The organism is Ureibacillus suwonensis (assembly GCF_042655065.1).
Taxonomy (GTDB): Bacteria; Bacillota; Bacilli; order Bacillales_A; family Planococcaceae; genus Ureibacillus; species Ureibacillus suwonensis.
In genome coordinates this window covers 1-16,067 of sequence record NZ_JBHSNQ010000053.1, presented here as the reverse complement: position 1 = coordinate 16,067, position 16,067 = coordinate 1, and the positions used below count along the sequence as shown (strand labels likewise).

The 16,067-nt window shown below is 41.9% G+C and carries 17 protein-coding genes; 9 read left to right on the top strand and 8 right to left on the bottom strand.

Annotated elements, in window-relative coordinates:
- Positions 1 to 136 precede the first annotated feature (136 nt).
- The 4 genes from ACFPOH_RS06600 to ACFPOH_RS06585 all read right to left on the bottom strand — a co-directional run bounded on the left by ACFPOH_RS06600 (position 137) and on the right by ACFPOH_RS06585 (position 3,717).
- Positions 137 to 526 carry a hypothetical protein gene (locus ACFPOH_RS06600; protein WP_342469325.1) on the bottom strand — a complete coding sequence of 130 codons (390 nt, stop codon included), beginning with the start codon at positions 524 to 526 and terminating at the stop codon, positions 137 to 139.
- Between the two features lie 224 nt (positions 527 to 750).
- Positions 751 to 1,356, bottom strand: a complete 606-nt coding sequence (locus tag ACFPOH_RS06595; protein WP_342469324.1) for a YpjP family protein — start codon at positions 1,354 to 1,356, stop codon at positions 751 to 753.
- Between the two features lie 271 nt (positions 1,357 to 1,627).
- Complete coding sequence (locus tag ACFPOH_RS06590; RefSeq protein WP_390309126.1) at positions 1,628 to 2,749, bottom strand: glycerate kinase; 1,122 nt, start codon at positions 2,747 to 2,749, stop codon at positions 1,628 to 1,630.
- On the bottom strand, positions 2,746 to 3,717 hold the full coding sequence (locus ACFPOH_RS06585) for a 2-hydroxyacid dehydrogenase (RefSeq protein ID WP_390309123.1): 972 nt from the start codon (positions 3,715 to 3,717) through the stop codon (positions 2,746 to 2,748). The genes ACFPOH_RS06590 and ACFPOH_RS06585 overlap by 4 nt, the downstream gene beginning before the upstream one ends.
- A gap of 122 nt (positions 3,718 to 3,839) precedes the next feature.
- Between ACFPOH_RS06585 and ACFPOH_RS06580 the strand changes: the two genes are divergently transcribed.
- Positions 3,840 to 4,652, top strand: coding sequence for an EcsC family protein (locus tag ACFPOH_RS06580; protein WP_390309121.1), 813 nt, complete (start codon positions 3,840 to 3,842; stop codon positions 4,650 to 4,652).
- An 88-nt stretch (positions 4,653 to 4,740) separates the two neighbouring features.
- Complete coding sequence (locus ACFPOH_RS06575; RefSeq protein ID WP_390309119.1) at positions 4,741 to 4,914, top strand: hypothetical protein; 174 nt, start codon at positions 4,741 to 4,743, stop codon at positions 4,912 to 4,914.
- A 273-nt stretch (positions 4,915 to 5,187) separates the two neighbouring features.
- Here the strand turns inward: ACFPOH_RS06575 and ACFPOH_RS06570 are convergent, their stop codons facing one another.
- Together ACFPOH_RS06570 and ACFPOH_RS06565 are read right to left on the bottom strand one after the other, a co-directional pair.
- Positions 5,188 to 5,970: a class I SAM-dependent methyltransferase gene (locus ACFPOH_RS06570; RefSeq protein ID WP_342581462.1), complete on the bottom strand. Its 783-nt coding sequence runs from the start codon at positions 5,968 to 5,970 to the stop codon at positions 5,188 to 5,190.
- Entirely contained in the window at positions 5,958 to 6,389 is a 432-nt protein-coding gene (locus ACFPOH_RS06565) for a BrxA/BrxB family bacilliredoxin (protein ID WP_342469319.1), read from the bottom strand. The genes ACFPOH_RS06570 and ACFPOH_RS06565 overlap by 13 nt, the downstream gene beginning before the upstream one ends.
- Before the next feature lie 370 nt (positions 6,390 to 6,759).
- Between ACFPOH_RS06565 and ACFPOH_RS06560 the strand changes: the two genes are divergently transcribed.
- Positions 6,760 to 6,975, top strand: coding sequence for a hypothetical protein (locus ACFPOH_RS06560; RefSeq protein ID WP_342469318.1), 216 nt, complete (start codon positions 6,760 to 6,762; stop codon positions 6,973 to 6,975).
- A gap of 129 nt (positions 6,976 to 7,104) precedes the next feature.
- Here the strand turns inward: ACFPOH_RS06560 and wecB are convergent, their stop codons facing one another.
- Positions 7,105 to 8,202, bottom strand: a complete 1,098-nt coding sequence (wecB, locus tag ACFPOH_RS06555; RefSeq protein WP_390309116.1) for a non-hydrolyzing UDP-N-acetylglucosamine 2-epimerase — start codon at positions 8,200 to 8,202, stop codon at positions 7,105 to 7,107.
- A 168-nt stretch (positions 8,203 to 8,370) separates the two neighbouring features.
- Here wecB and ACFPOH_RS06550 point away from each other — a divergent pair, with 168 nt between their 5' ends.
- From ACFPOH_RS06550 to ACFPOH_RS06530, 5 genes are all read left to right on the top strand, one after another.
- Positions 8,371 to 9,543 carry a glycosyltransferase gene (locus ACFPOH_RS06550; protein ID WP_390309114.1) on the top strand — a complete coding sequence of 391 codons (1,173 nt, stop codon included), beginning with the start codon at positions 8,371 to 8,373 and terminating at the stop codon, positions 9,541 to 9,543.
- A gap of 187 nt (positions 9,544 to 9,730) precedes the next feature.
- On the top strand, positions 9,731 to 10,003 hold the full coding sequence (locus ACFPOH_RS06545; RefSeq protein WP_390309111.1) for a Parvovirus coat protein VP1-like protein: 273 nt from the start codon (positions 9,731 to 9,733) through the stop codon (positions 10,001 to 10,003).
- Between the two features lie 215 nt (positions 10,004 to 10,218).
- Complete coding sequence (locus ACFPOH_RS06540) at positions 10,219 to 10,791, top strand: TetR/AcrR family transcriptional regulator (RefSeq protein ID WP_342469313.1); 573 nt, start codon at positions 10,219 to 10,221, stop codon at positions 10,789 to 10,791.
- Between the two features lie 97 nt (positions 10,792 to 10,888).
- Positions 10,889 to 13,144 (top strand): YhgE/Pip family protein, encoded by a 2,256-nt coding sequence (locus tag ACFPOH_RS06535; RefSeq protein WP_390309109.1) that lies wholly within the window; start codon positions 10,889 to 10,891, stop codon positions 13,142 to 13,144.
- A gap of 294 nt (positions 13,145 to 13,438) precedes the next feature.
- Complete coding sequence (locus ACFPOH_RS06530) at positions 13,439 to 13,864, top strand: gamma-glutamylcyclotransferase family protein (protein WP_390309107.1); 426 nt, start codon at positions 13,439 to 13,441, stop codon at positions 13,862 to 13,864.
- A gap of 231 nt (positions 13,865 to 14,095) precedes the next feature.
- Here the strand turns inward: ACFPOH_RS06530 and sfnG are convergent, their stop codons facing one another.
- On the bottom strand, positions 14,096 to 15,172 hold the full coding sequence (gene sfnG / locus ACFPOH_RS06525) for a dimethylsulfone monooxygenase SfnG (protein ID WP_342581464.1): 1,077 nt from the start codon (positions 15,170 to 15,172) through the stop codon (positions 14,096 to 14,098).
- A 417-nt stretch (positions 15,173 to 15,589) separates the two neighbouring features.
- Here sfnG and ACFPOH_RS06520 point away from each other — a divergent pair.
- Positions 15,590 to 16,067, top strand: a 478-nt coding sequence (locus ACFPOH_RS06520) for a transposase (protein ID WP_390309106.1), incomplete at its 3' end; no start/stop codon positions are given.

Here is a 16,067-nt window from a genome sequence, read left to right as displayed (position 1 = left end):
CTTTCTATGGAATGTTTTTTGGTCAATTTCATTCTATAAAAAAGGACGATTTTTTTGTACACTAAAAACAGAAAAAAGGGCTGAGCCCAAGGTCGATTCAATCGACTTTTCGGACAGCCCCTTTTTTCATGTTCCATTAATTATTGACGATTTCTTTTCCTTTGATAAATCCCAAACTTGTCAATAGAATTTTCGCATCCGCATTCAAAATGTTTAATACGTTCTTTCTTTGCAACAATTGCTCTTTCTCTTTTTCCTTCAAATATAATTTTAAACCGCGGACATCCAATTTTTTCGCGTATGTATTGATCACGGTGATTATGTTCATTTCCTTTTTCGTTAACGGCTGTTCAGAAGAACCGAGATTGTCCTTCACAAACTGCAAAATCTCTCTTGCGTTGCTGTTGAGCAAATGGCGATTTTCGTCCACAATATCCAAATTCTGTTCAATGTATTTTCTGGCGGTTGCATATTCCAATGCATCGACCGCCCCATTGATGCAGAGAATCAATTTTTTGATATCCATTACCACTTTACCTCCCAACATATCCAATTATAAAGGTAAAATGGATTTATTTTCAATACCAAATTTAAGAAAAATGATATATAACAACAGTATTGCTTTTAGGTATTATGTCATGCTAAATTCCATAAAAAAACCACCATATTGATGGTGGCAGAATATCGAATCTCCGGTATAACCGCGATTTTGGAGCAGTGCTCGATGGGAAAGAATAGCATCATCAAATATTAGGACAACCACTTCGGAGGGGTGTCTTTTGAATAGTAGATATCCCCGATCGTATGGTGTGAAGCAAATTGATCTTCATAAGTGTGGTAATGGAAATTGTAGTAGTATCCTTCAAGCGGCCGTTTTTCGGTGCGCACATGGAATCGGAGCAAATCTTGTCCGCTACGGCCATCCGCAATATGAAAGATCCTCTCGGAATAATTTCCCCCCGGCTTCCCGCTGATGGTTAAATATCGTTTTGTCTCATCGTCCAAATTTGCCAAAGCGGATGAAATAATTTGTTCGATCGTTGGAAAAATGCGTTGTTCAAATTCATCTTCAATGACCGGGGCAATTTTTGAACCAAATTTTATGTAAGACTGTTCCTTTGCCAACTGAAGGATGGAATCAATCGGGTCAACCGTTTCCGTGTTTTCATCGGCGAACGATTCTACGGTTTCTTCGGCAACACCAATGTTTTTATAATTGGCGCTTTGTGCCCGGTTCGAATCTTGTCCATTTTCGAGATGATCCCAAATGGAATGGTTCGGAGGAATGATCCCCAATGTCAGTAACGCCACTAAAAATACGAGCGTTTTTTGCCACCACTTTTTCAATCGCTTCACCCACTTTTGTCCAATCTATCAATTACTTACGATTTTTCATGAAAAAGGTTTCCTAATTTATTTTTTCATAGTAAAATATGTTAGGGATTGACCATTGTTTTTTTAAGGAGGGATAAGCATGGCCTCGATTACAATTGCAATCGGATTTATTTTATATTTAGTATACTTAATTTCATTCTGTTTCGCTGAATAAAAAGCTACGGTTTGTGGCTTTTTATTTTTTTCGAAATAGGCACTGCATTGATGTATCAAGGCAGTGCTTTTCTATTTTCTATCTTTTTATCAACTCCGCAATATTCTCAGCCAATTCTCCGACCAGTTGCCGGGCATTCTCCATCGTTTCTTCCAATGCGGCTGGCCCTTTGCAGATGGAAAAAGCCGCGGCCAATCCCAACTCTTTCAATTCTTTTCTCGATAATTCAATGGTACCACAAATTGCAACGACTGGAATATGATAAGGTTTGGCAAAATCGCAAATCCCTTTGATCACTTTTCCGTTGAAGGTTTGTTTATCCAGCTTCCCTTCTCCTGTGATGATGAAATCCGTCGAAGGCAGCAGCCTTTCTAATTGCAACGTCTCAATCAAAATATCAATTCCCTGCCGGATTTTGGTGTCAAAGAGGGCCATAAAGGATACCGGGATTCCCCCGGCTGCACCGGCACCTTCCCGATTCTTCAACTCCCGATGAAATTGTTTTTCCAGCACGGTTCCGTAATGGCGCAAAATGGCATCGATCTCCTGCACGTGTTCAATTCCCTTTTGTGGGCCGAATACATGGGTCGCTCCCCTCTCACCGCAAAGGGGATTGTTCACATCGGTCGCCAAAATGAATTCACATTCAAACAGCCGCTCGTCCACCTTCCGCAAATCAAGGGAGGCGATCTTCCCTATATCTCTCAAGGATTCAATTTGGACTTGCTTTCCGGCTTCACCCCGGAAAAGGACTCCCAGGGCGGAAAGCATTCCGACCCCCGCATCATTTGTCGCAGTGCCGCCCAGTCCGATGATGAAGGTGCGGCAACCTTTGTCCAGGCCGTGCAAAATGAAATCTCCCACCCCATGGCTGAAAGATTGGTACGGATTCCTTTCCTCCTCTGGCACAAGGGTTAATCCTGTACTTTTTGCCATTTCAATGAAAGCTGTACGTTGCAATGGGTCAATCGCCATTTTCGCACGAATCGTTCTTCCCAAAGGATTTTTGACGTTTACCTGTTCTATTTGAAATGGAAGGACCGAACAAATGCTTTCGAGAAACCCTTCTCCTCCGTCTGAAATCGGCACTTCCAAAACTTCCGCATCCATGACGTTTTCGATGCCTTGGCGAATCGTTTTGCACAGTTCAATGGAAGAAAGGGATCCTTTAAACGAATCCGGCGCCACTAAAATTTTCATTTTCTCCAACCTTTCGTCACAGGGGTAATCGGCTCTTTGCCTGTAAGGACATTGGCGATATTCTTTGCAGCAAGTTCCGCCATTTGGGCTCTCGTTTCCAAAGTGGCGCTGCCGATATGCGGAAGCAGAATGACATTATCCAGTTCCAACAGCCCTTCCACAATTTTCGGCTCATGTTCATACACATCAAGGGCAGCACCGGCAATCTTCCCTGCTTTCAAATGTTCGTACAATGCCTGTTCATCCACAAGCGGCCCACGGGATGTGTTAATCAAATACGCATCCTGTTTCATGAGATTCAATTCATCCCGCCCAATCAAATGGTGGGATTCTTCGTTCAACGGAGCATGGATGGTGATATAGTCGCATTCCCGGAGCAAACGATCCAAGTCTGCATAGGTTGCGTTCAACGCTTGTTCCTTTTCAATCGGAAGGCGGTTGCGATTATAATAGTAAACATCCATATTGAATCCTTTTGCCCTTTCGCAAACAGCGGTGCCGATTCTCCCGAGTCCGATGATGCCGAGCTTTTTGCCGTAGACCAGATTGCCGATGAACAAATGGGGCAGCCATCCCGTAAACTTCCCTTCCCGCACGAACTTGTCCGCTTCCACGATTCTTCTGGCAATGCCAAGAATCAATGCCCAAGTCAAATCGGCTGTGGCATCATTCAATACGTCCGGTGTGTTTGTCACAATCACGCCATGCTTTTCCGCGGAAGCGATATCGATGTTGTTGTAGCCGACGCCGCAATTTCCGATCACTTTCAATTTCGGTGCGTTTTGGAGGATGTCATCTGTGATGAAATTGTTCACCATTGTCAGCACCGCATCATGATCTTGAATTTTATCCAATAAAGCTTGTCCGTTCAGCGTCTCTTCCTTCTCCCAAACTTCCACTTCCCCGACAGATTTTAATATATTAAGTGCTGAATCACTGATTTTGCTTGTCACAAAAATCTTCACCATTCTATCACTCCCCCAATTTTAATATTCTTTATTTCCGTCATGATTCCTTTAAAGTTGGGCGAAACTTTTTACTATGGGGCCCGTATAAAGTAGAAAGCAAAATAACGATAGGAGAATGAACGTTGGAGACACAAGAGCAATTGTTGGGCTATTTGAAAGAAATTGAAGCTTGGGAAAAGAATCAAAAAGATTTATTTTTCTGGGAAAAGCTCGGCAGAATCCCCTTTAAAATTTTGGACAAGTTGACGCCGAAATCCATTCAGCGGACAATTGGAAAATTGGTGGATGAGTTGGGAAGCTACATCCAAACAGGCGGGCGATATTTGGTCAGCGAGCAGGCCATCATCAAAAGGATCAACAAGTTTTCATCATATAAAAATATTCAGTCGATCGAAGAGATAAAAAAATTGCCGATAGACGACATGATGGAAATTACGGAACAACTTGGGAAAAACCGGGCTGCAATCGCAACGGTGCAAGGGGCTTCCACCGGAGTCGGCGGATTATTCACACTTGTTGTCGATATCCCGGTGATTTTGGGAATCTCTTTGAAAACGCTGCAGGAGATTGCCATGATTTACGGATACGATCCAAATGATAAAAGGGAACGCATTTTCATCGTGAAATGTCTGCAGTTCGCCAATGCGGACATCGTCGGAAAGGAAGCGATTTTGAAGGATTTATGGAAAGGGAATGAACATAAAGCTTCCACTGACATGATTCAGCAGTTGAAAGGATGGCAGGAAGTATTTTATTCTTTCCGGGATCAATTCGGCTGGAAAAAGTTTTTCCAAGCGATTCCGATTGCCGGCATTGTGTTCGGCGCCTTTGCCAATAAAGGCATGATTGAAACCATTGCCGAAACGGGAAACATGTTGTACCGGAAAAGAAGAGTGTTGGATCGGTTGAAGGAGACGGAGGAAGAAATAGAATAACTTCCACAATGCCTTAGTTTTGAGTGGTCGTAACTAAGGCGTTTTTTATTATGAGATGGAGGATTCTGTGCGAGGTTGAGCGTGTAACATGGGGATTAATTGCGAATGTGGTGTTCCAACTGTTCAAGGGGAACACCTATCTGAGCGAGGTTGTGCTTTATCCAAGCACGTCAAATATCTATACGGACGAGTTGAGGGGTTATCCGAGCAAGCGGTCACTTTATCCGAGCAAGCGGACACTTTATCCGAGCAAGCGGGATAGCCATCCGAGCAAGTCGGTGCTCTATTCACGCATGTTGTCCCTTTATCTGCATATGGGATGGGATAAATCAACCGCTCCATGAAAGTTGTATCTGCGCAAAACTTGCTAGCGTACAAAAAGTTGTATCTGCACTAAAAGCCTATCCATCCGCACCAAAACAGTGTTCATTCCCCCATAAAAATCCTCCTACGCCAAATCATTCATCCCACAAGAAACCATCCGAAATAAAAAAGAGCGAATGAATTCCTCCGCTCTTTTTCAATCACAATACATCTATTTTCCCAACACCCCAAAATGAAACTTCGATGTGAGGCGCACCTTCCGCTCAAAACCGAAGTCTTCAAAATGGGTGGAACGGAAATGGGCTTTCAACACAACCCGCTTCTTCGCCACACGGTAGGCTTCCCTCACCCATTCCTCCGTCAATGGATGGTGGCTGCCCACTTCCCGTAACGATTCAAAGTTGATGGATTCTTCTATTAACTGTTCGAACATCGGATCCAGATAGACGACATCAAAGGATTCATCCGGTTGCCGCTTCAAAAATCCGACAGCTTCCCCATGAATGACCTGAATCCGCTCCATCGCCTGTTTCAAATCGGAATCCGCCGTTTCATATTCCTTCAATCCCCGGCGGACGATATAGGCGATAACGGGATCGACTTCCAGGCCGGCCACTCTGCCCTTTTCCCCAACCGCGTAAGATGCGACGATGGAGTCCGAGCCGACCCCTAATGTACAATCAAGAAAGGAATCGCCGTTTTGCAACGCACAAGCTTCCAAAAAAGGTTCCGTTTCCCCTCTTTGCAACCGCTTCAAACGGAAAGCCGCCGTGTCGGGATGAAAAAAGAAAGGCGTAGAAGAGCCTTTCCCATAATACTCCAACCGGTTTTTTCCGGCGACGATCACATTGGCATCATAGATTTCGCTCAATTTGGCCACTGAACGTTTCTTTCTGGGTACAACTTGTAGATTTAATTCCTCACTCACTAGTTTTGCCAGTTGGAAAGATTCCTCATCAGGTCTCCCCGCTGTCGTGACGATTACGCGCCGCATGCCTGTTTCAACACGCCCACGATATGGTCACGGATTTGTCCCACTTCATACCCTTCGATTTGTTCTCTTGGAATGAAGTATTCCAATTGGCCATCACGCAAAATGGCAATGGATGGAGAGCTTGGCGGAATCTCTTCAAAATAGGAACGCATCGCGGCAGTCGCTTCACGGTCTTGTCCCGCAAACACCGTCACTAAATGATCCGGTTTGATTTCTTTGATGGCTTCCCGAACTGCCGGTCTAGCGCTTCCCGCAGCACAGCCGCATACCGAGTTGATCACCACAAGAGAAACTCCCTTTGTCGTTGCCATAAACTCATGCACTTCATCCGCCGTTGTCAATTCTGTAAATCCGGCATCCACCAATTCCTGACGCATCGGTTGGACGATGGCTTTCATATATTCTTCATAAGCATTCATCGTTTCGCACCCCTTTATATTTTTTGGTAAATACAATTATATCAAGGTTTTCACCATATTCATAGGAATTTGATTTTCATAGTATTTCCGTTTTTTGTGACTTGAATGTTTGGAATACGAGAAAATCAACTTTTAAATCGGTTTTACATATAGAAGGAGATGAATTCAATGCCCGATCAAACAAGTGATAGATAATCATACAGAGAATGCAATAATAAAACTCGGTCACAATTGCCACATGACCAAACAAGTGCACATTCAGAATTTTGAAAAGTAAAAAAACGAAATTACCATATATTTACCAATTTAACTAATATTAAACATATTATATAATCGTATTATCAGTTAAACAGACGGAGGTTCGGATCTATTGGAAATAAATTTAACATTTCTCATTTTGATGATTTTTTTCCTGCTGTTTGCCCAATATGTAATTATTGAAACCGCTGTAAGAAGGGGAATTGATGCTTCGGAAACCAATAGAATATTAGAAAAAATGGCAAAGATCATTCAAGAATCAAATTCCGAATATAAGGAATCCGAAGAACCAATAAGTAAAGACGACAAAAATGAACATAAGAATTAATAAAAAAGGAGAATCTGATTTCACTTCCATTCTCCTTTTTTCTATATCAAAGCCAGTTTCATATCTGCATCTAAATATACGGCCATCTTCAAAATTGAACTAGAAGGCGCCCCTTCTGATGAAAAGGTCTTATGCATACCGTTCAACAATTGCCTGGCATATGCGGAGTGCCGCCTTTCCATCCCCGAACACCTGAGGTTGCGTTTCATTCAGTGAGTCCAAATTCCGCGAGGCCTTTTCCAGAATCGACTGGATGTTGATGGGGCATAGACAATTCCAGCCATTTTCCAACGTTTCAATCCATTCCGTCTCATTCCTCAACGTGGTGCATGGGGTTTTCAATAGATAGGCTTCTTTTTGTAGGCCGCCGGAATCGGTGACAACCATATAAGCGTTTTTTGTCAAATGCAACATCAGCAAATAACCCACCGGCTGAATGATGATCACATTTTCAAACGAAATGTTCAACTCCCCCACCAATTTTCGTGTTCTTGGATGCAGCGGGACAAGAACGGGTTGATCCAACATTTCAAGCGCGGTGAAAATGCATTTCAACTTCATCAAATCGTCGGTGTTTTCCGCCCGATGAACCGTGGCAAGATAATATTCTTTTTCCTTTAATTGAGGCAGATGCGGATTATCGGCTTTCAACACTTCCAGCCATTTTCCATTTGAATAAAACTTATTTGAAAGATTCATGAACCGATTGACCGCATCGGCCATGATATCCCCCGTCAACAGGACCCCGTCCAAGATCCCTTCCCTTTTCAAATTCTCCACGGCCGTTTTTGTCGGACAGAATAACAGATCCGAAATATGGTCCGTCAATATCCGGTTTTGTTCTTCCGGCATTTGTTTATTGTAGCTCCTCAACCCCGCTTCCACATGGAAAACAGGAATATGCAATTTGCTTGCCGCCAGAGCACCTGCCAACGTGGAATTTGTATCTCCGTAAACAAGCACCCCGTCCGGCTTTTCTTTCAAAAGCACCTGCTCGATTTTTTCAATCATCCTCCCCGTCTGATACCCATGACTGCCGGAACCGACACCCAAAAAATAGTCCGGTTTCGGAATCGCAAGTTCTTGGAAGAAGATGTCAGACATATTTTCATCGTAATGTTGCCCCGTATGGATGATGATTTCTTTATGCCCCTTCCGAAACATATCTGAAAACGGGGCGGATTTGATAAATTGCGGACGTGCGCCGACAATGGTGACCAGTTTCAACCAAGATCCACCTTTCCGGAAAATGAGTTTCTAAACTATCTTATGTCTAGCTGCAAATGTTGTGACTCTCTATTTTTTATTGAAATATTAGGAAAATGAATCAGCTCTTATGGAAGATGAAACATAGCATAGGATGATGAAATGAAATAGATTTTTGGAGGAATCCGGATGAAAGTTTGCAAATTGATCAGGAAACATTCTTTCAAAGATATCCGCGTCTTTGAAAAGGAAGCGATCAGTCTGAAAAAATTGGGATACGATGTCACCATTGTGGCCGGAAAAACGAACGGTGCCGTTTTTGAACCGAATCTGAAAAGAATCAAAGATCCAACTTTTAATCAAGACCAATTTGAATATAAAGGCATCAAGTTTTTAACCTATGACATCAAAAATATGTATGATCCCCATATTGGCAAAATGGTCAACAATTTGGAAATGGATACGCAAAATTATTTTGTTGACAAGTTGTATGAACGGGCGTTGGCTGTCGAAGCCGACATTTATCACGCCCATGAATTGCACACGTTGTATGAAGCCGTACAGATTAAAAAAGTTCTCCGAAAAAAAGGGAAAAACGTAAAAGTGATCTATGACGCCCATGAGCTGGAGCAAAACAGCAAATTGCTGAGATTATTGATGAAGGAAGTGGATCATCTCATAACCGTTTCCGATTCCATTAAAAATATTTATCAACGAAGATATCCAAGCGTGCCCGTCACCGTCATCTACAACTCCCCTTTATACCAGCAGGAATTGCCAAAGGATGAACATTTTCAGAACTCCTTTGTCATTGCCTATGAAGGCGTTGTGCAGTATCAAAAAGGGAATCCGAAAAAAATATTACAAATCGCCGATCTTTGCAAAAATTCGATGAAAAATTTCCGATTCGATATTATCGGCTATATCGATCCGACCATTTCGTATAATGAAAAGAAATTGATCAGCGGTCATCCTGCAATCCATTGCAAATGGGTGGAATATGAAAACCTGCCCAAAGAATTGAATCAAGTCCATGCAGGTTATATTTACTTTGATATCAGGAATATAAACAAAAAATACGCCTTGCCCAACAAGTTTTTCAGCTTTTTGAATAACGGCATCCCTGTCGTAGTGAATCGGGCAATGGACATGAAAAATATCATTGAGAAACATCAATGCGGCATCGTGATAGATAAAGACGATCCAACCGCCGAAGAATATGTTGAACAGTTTTTACGCTTATATAAAGATCGGAAAATGCTTGCCCGGATGAGTAAAAACGCACGGGAAGCGATGAAAAACCATTATTGTTGGGAGAAGATGGAAGAGCGTTTGGCTGCAATTTACAAAGGGCTGAAATGATGGCCCCATACGAAAGAAAAACCACTCATCATGAGTGGTTTTATCTTTCACAAGCCCATCCGTCGTCCCGGTCCAATTTCGTTTGATAAGCGGAATGGGTGGAAGGAACTCCATTTGTGCCCTCCCCATTCCTGCAAAAACTACATATTATAAATAAACAAATTTTATTGGAAAGGGAGGGTTGAAAATGATGCAACCACGAAAATCTTTATTCGGCATTTGCTATCCCGGTTACCGTTATTGCGGACCAGGCTGTTCTGGTCCGGGTGCCCCGACAAATCCTGTCGACTATTGCTGCATGCAACACGATTACTGTTACCGAATGTATGGACCATCAAGATTTTGTGATGATCTGTTCCAACAATGTCTTGCCCCTTACCAGCATCCATACTTTGGAAAAATGGCAAAGGATGCCCGATTTTTTTCCCGTGTCATGAGATTGCGCAATATCTTTTTCTAACACCAGTCAAAGGACGTTTTCAAGCGTCTTTTTTTATTCAGTAGAATTTGATTCCTCTTTAGTGTTTGTTCCCTCTAAAAGAATATCCACTAAATAAACGTTAAAAACCGTTTATTTTGGTTGATAAATTTGATTGATTGTAGTATAGTACATTACGTGAAACAAATGACCAATTTTGTCATTTGGTCAGTTTTTGATTAATGGAGGTGAATCCAATGGCGATCGACCGAAAACAATTAATCCTGGAAGCTGCGAAAAAATCCTTCTCCTTATTTGGCTATAAGGCGACAACGATGGATCAGGTGGCGAAACTGGCCAATGTCGGCAAAGGAACCATTTATACATTCTTCAAAAGCAAAGAAGAAATTCTGGATGAAATTGTCACTTCCCTGATCCGGGACATGAAGGCCGAAGCGGAAAACGCCATCGATCCAAATAGCCGCTTTGATGAAAACATCCATCGTGTTCTGATAAGGCTTTTGGAATTCCGGAAATCCCATCAGCTCACGATCAAGCTTTTCCAAGAAGAGAGAGAAATTGGAACAAAAGCGGTTGTGGATGTCATTCAGCGGGTGGAGCAAGCCATCATTGACTACATGAAAGGGATTATTCAGGATGCCATTGACCGTGGTGAAATCAAAGAATGCAATCCGGAAATCACCGCCTTTGTCATGCTGAAAACTTATGTGGCCTTAATATTTGATTGGGAACAACATCACCCGCCTTTGGACAAGGAAGAAATGTCCGATTTGTTTAAATTATATTTCTTTGAAGGATTATCGAAATAACTTTTCATTGAAGGGACTCAATTTCAGGAGGGCCCTACATATTTGCTGCAAAATGACCAAATGAACAAAATAGTCATTACTTCTAGGGGGTAACAATGTGAAAAAATCGTCTTTTTTGGCGGAACTAAAATTCCTTCTTACAAACAAAAAAGTGCTCATTTCGGTGATCGCCGTCGCGCTAGTACCTTTGCTTTATGCCGGAATGTTCATCTGGGCATTCTGGGATCCATATGCCAACTTGAACGACTTGCCTGTTGCGGTCGTCAATGAAGATGAAGGCGCAGAATTCGAAGGCGAAAACTTGCAAATCGGGAAAGAACTCGCCGATAAGCTGGAAGACAGCGATGAGTTTGAATTCCATGTGGTTTCCAAGGAAGAAGGATACAAAGGCCTTGAAAACCGGGATTATTATTTGCTTGTGGAAATTCCGGAAAACTTCTCTGAAAATGCAACAACCATCCTCGATGATGAGCCGAAAAAATTGGAAATCAAATATGTGCCAAATGAAAGCACCAACTTCCTTTCAGCCCAAATCGGAGAATCTGCCATGAAAGAAGTGAAAGCGGAAATCTCCAAAAAAATCATTGAAACTTATGCGGAAACAATGTTTGATTCCATCACGGAATTGGCGGATGGCTTGAATCAGGCAAGTGACGGTGCAAGCCAATTAAAAGATGGGATTGCTAAACTCGATGACGGTTCCAAAACATTAAGTGAAAATCTTGCCACATTGGCATCCAAAATGATCGAGTTCAAAGAAGGCGTGAACACTGCTGCCAACGGTTCCAATTCCATCGCCTCCGGTGCCGGCCAATTGAAAGATGGCCTAAAACAAGTGAATGATAATCTTCCAGCGCTGGTGGATGGAACTTCCCAAGTGAAAAATGGCGTCAAACAAATGAAAGACCAACTGCCAGCTCAAGTGGCGGCGGGAATTTCAGAAAATCTCAAAGGCAGTGTTAAAGACATCAGTGCTGGAATCGACCAATTGGAAACCCAATTGTCCAGCGAATTATCAACTCAATTGACAACCGGAATCGTCAACGGTCTATCCGGCCAATTGGCGGAACAAACGGTTTCAAATCAATCCCAAACATTGGCGCAAATCAAATCCGCCCTTGTGGCAAACGGCTATATGACGGAAGCGCAAGCGGATGCCTTTATGGCGAAAGTCGCAAGCAATTCACCTTCGAAAGAACAAATCGAAGCGCAATATAAAACTTCATTGCAAGCCCAATTGGAGCCTCAAATATCCGAAGGCATCAGCAAAGGGCTCAACCAAGGACTGACGCAATTTGAAACGTCATTGACAAACCAATTGCTTGGTTCAGCTGACGGCATTGAAGAGAAATTGAAAGCCCAAACTGCCCCAGCCTTTGATCAATTGATTGCCGGTCTTGACCAAATCAACTCCGGTGAACAAACATTGCAAAGCGGGGTAAGCAAACTTTACAACGGTTCCGTTGCATTGAACAATGGCGCCAATGAATTGACTGCAGGCATGAACAAACTATCTGACGGTGCCAGCCAGCTTCAAGATGGCGCAGGAAAACTTTCTGACGGTGCAAATCAATTGACATCCGGCGCGGATAAATTATTGGACGGTTCAACAGAACTTGCCGACAAACTCGCTGAAGGCGCTGAAAAAGCAGGCACAGTGAATGCCAACGATGACACTTATGATATGATGGGTGAACCGGTCGTTGTGGATAAAGAACCTGTCAATGAAGTGCCAAACTACGGTACAGGTTTCTCTCCATACTTCATGTCGCTCGGCCTATTCGTCGGAGCATTGATGCTTTCCATCGTCTTTGAATTCAAACGACCAGTGATCCGTCCTAAAAACCCATTCGCCTGGTTCGGAAGCAAATTCGGCGTTGTCGCAATCATCGGTTTGATCCAAGCGTTACTGGTAGATTTCATTCTGTTGGTTGTATTAAAACTTGAGGTTGAGAACTTACCGTTATTCATCTTAACGTCCATAATTGTCAGCTTCGTATTCATGGCGTTGATCCAAATGCTTGTTACATTGTTGGGCGACACTGGCCGATTTATTGCAATCATCGTGTTGATTTTGCAATTGACGACAAGTGCCGGAACGTTCCCGATGGAATTGTTGCCAAACGCCTTGCAACCAATCAACGCATTATTGCCAATGACTTATACAATCCAAGCCTTCAAAGCGGCCATCTCAAGCGGAGATATCTCCTACTTGTGGCACAACAACTTCATCCTATTGGGTTACATGGTGGCCTTTATGTTGCTTACAACCGCCTCTTTGGCCATTTCATTCAAACGTCAGAAAGATGTGGAAATGGTGGCTGCGATGCAGTCTCATGGGGATGAAGAATGATTTCTTGGAAGAGTAAATAAAGATGTTAAAAGAAAAGGATAGATGCACGGGGAGCCTGTGTGTCTATCCTTTTTGTTTGGGGCGTGAAATTGATTTAATCGCTCATTAAAAATGTTTTTGGCAAATAGATTTTTTTAGCGGTTGCTTTACAGCTTAAAACTGGAAAACTTTATCAAAACCAGGAGATTAATGAAGTGTTTTTATAACGGCTTTAGATTACAAAGACTCAAGTATTGTTTTTTACCAGTTGATAATGAGTGTTGTTCCTGACACAATGAAATCGGAGGGATTGCAATGAATCGAAATTTCTTTGTCTACGGCACACTGATGACAGGGTGTTCCAATCATCATGTCATCCCCAAAAATGCAATCGAAAACATTCAAAACGCGGCGATTGAAAATGTGGAACTATATTCACATATCAGCGGCGAATATCCTTGCATGATCGAAGGAAATTCAACGGTGTTCGGAGAAGTCATTACCATTAAAGAACGTCATTTTCAAAAGGCTTTGCAAGCGATGGACCTATTGGAAGATTATGATGAAAATGCACCAACAAGGGATAACCTTTATATTCGTGAAATCAAAGAAGTTGTGTTGGAAACCGGCGAAAGGATTCAAGCCTATGTGTATATGTACAATCCAATACATAAAGGATTAGGAAAGCGAATCCCGGATGGAAACTGGAAAACGTGGCTGGACAAAAAATGGGAGATGTAGCCATTCCTAAAAGAACCTAATGGCAATCCTCTCTCCTATTTTTTTACTGAAAGATTACAACAAATCTTACGTTAATCCCTTCCAAAAGCCGCCATTATGCTTTGATCCCTTAAATCCAATCCCATTCATGCTCTTAAAAAATACCGTTTCAAAAATAAAAGCCACCCTATATTCAATAGAGTGGCTGAACCTGTCATTTTTCCATTGAGAGCTTGTACTTGCTTTCTCCCATTACGCATTTTGCAGCTCTAATTTTGCTTCTTTTTCTCTGACTAATGGAATCACTTTTTCGCCAAATGCTTGAAGATCTTCGTCATAATGCAGGAATCCTGTTAACACGATGTTGACGCCGATTTTCTTCAATTCAATAATGCGGTCTGCAACTTGCTCCGCTGTACCAATCAATCCGGTTTTAAATCCGTCATTGTATTGGATCAAGTCTTCGTATGAAGAATTCGCCCACATACCTTCTTTTTCATTTGTAGATTGGCCGGCATGTTTCACAGAATCTTTAAATCCTAACACAGCTTCGTGATCTGCTTGTTCTACGATATCACGTAAAACTTGCTTTGCCTCTTCCTCCGTATCACGAACGATCACAAAGCCGTTTACCCCAAATTCAATTTGCCCTTTTCCATTTGCTTCACGAAGGGCTTTAACTTCATCGATTTGCTTTTTAATGTCTTCCAATGAACCGCCATTCATGAAGTACACATCTGATACACGTCCTGCCATTTCTTTGGCGGCTTTCGAATTTCCTCCTTGGAAGATTTTTGGCGTTTTTACCGGTTTCGGCTTTAAAGGAGCCTGATTGATTCGATAGAAGTCTCCGCGATAAGTAAATTCTTCCTCTGTCCAAAGACCACGCAATACTTCAATAAACTCTTCCGAACGGCGATAGCGCTCATCATGGTCCAACCAAGGCTCACCGTATGCGTTAAACTCGCCTTTGAACCAACCGCTGACAATGTTGATGGCTGCACGGCCATTACTGATATGATCGATTGTTGAGATAATTTTTGCCATCACACCTGGATGCCATAAGCCAGGTAATACAGCCGTGATCAGATTTAATTTTTCTGTGGAAGCCGCCAACGCGGATGCAAGAGCTGCCGCCTCCAATTGATTTTCAGCACCATAGCTTGCCAAAAACCGGGTTTGGATTAATACATAATCAAATCCAAGCTTTTCGGCGATTTGTGCATAACGTTTATTGTCTTCAAAGGACCATCCCGTTTTTTGCGGGATTTTGGAAATCACTAATCCTCCACTAACATTTGGTGCCCAGTAAGCAAATTGTAAAGACATGTGTATTCCTCCTAATAATTTATTTTTCCTATTGAAATACTAGTGATTATGGTTAAAAAAAATTCGAACCGTTAAAAAGAAGTTGCTGCCATGAACAAACTTTAGTGCTTGATCGATCACATGAACGCCCGGCTTATCAAACAATCAATTGCATACAGAAGCTTCCATATTCATCTAATTACTATTAATTTCTTCAGTTGTTTAATATGCTAAAGGATTGTAATTATCTTAAACAATTTTTCTTAAAATTTCAATATTTCAATTAATTTATTTTTTTAATTTTACTAATAGAGTTAATTTCATAATTCTCACCCCTTGATTTTCAAGGGATTCAAGACAATAAAAAATGGGTACCTCCCCAAATTTCGTTATAATGGTAGGTAACCAAACAAACCATACGAAAGAGGTGAGTACCCTATGACTATTGTAAAACAAATTTCTCTTTTTGACATCCATCAATTATTAGAAATGGAAAGTTCCCATCGTTATGATGCCATTTTTAGTGTGATCGACATTCAGCCTATATTTCAATTGTTTTCTAAAAAGACATTGAAAGGTGCACCACGTGAATTGAATTATGGTGCAATGATTCAATCGCTGATTATACGTATTGTCGAACGTATTCCAACTATCAAGGATTTAGTCAAACGTTTGGTTCATGATCCTTTATTTCGTTTCGACTGTGGATTCCTTGTGTCTGATGTCGTACCATCTGAAAGCTCTTATTCACGCATGATTCAAGTCATTAGTGAATCAGATGTGCTAGAGAAAATGAACGATACACTCATCAAAACAGCGATGTTGGAAGGCTTTCTAAATGATGAACATGTCGCCATCGATGCGAGTCACTTTGAAGCTCGTGATGCTTTCACACCATCAGAAAAGAAAGCACCTA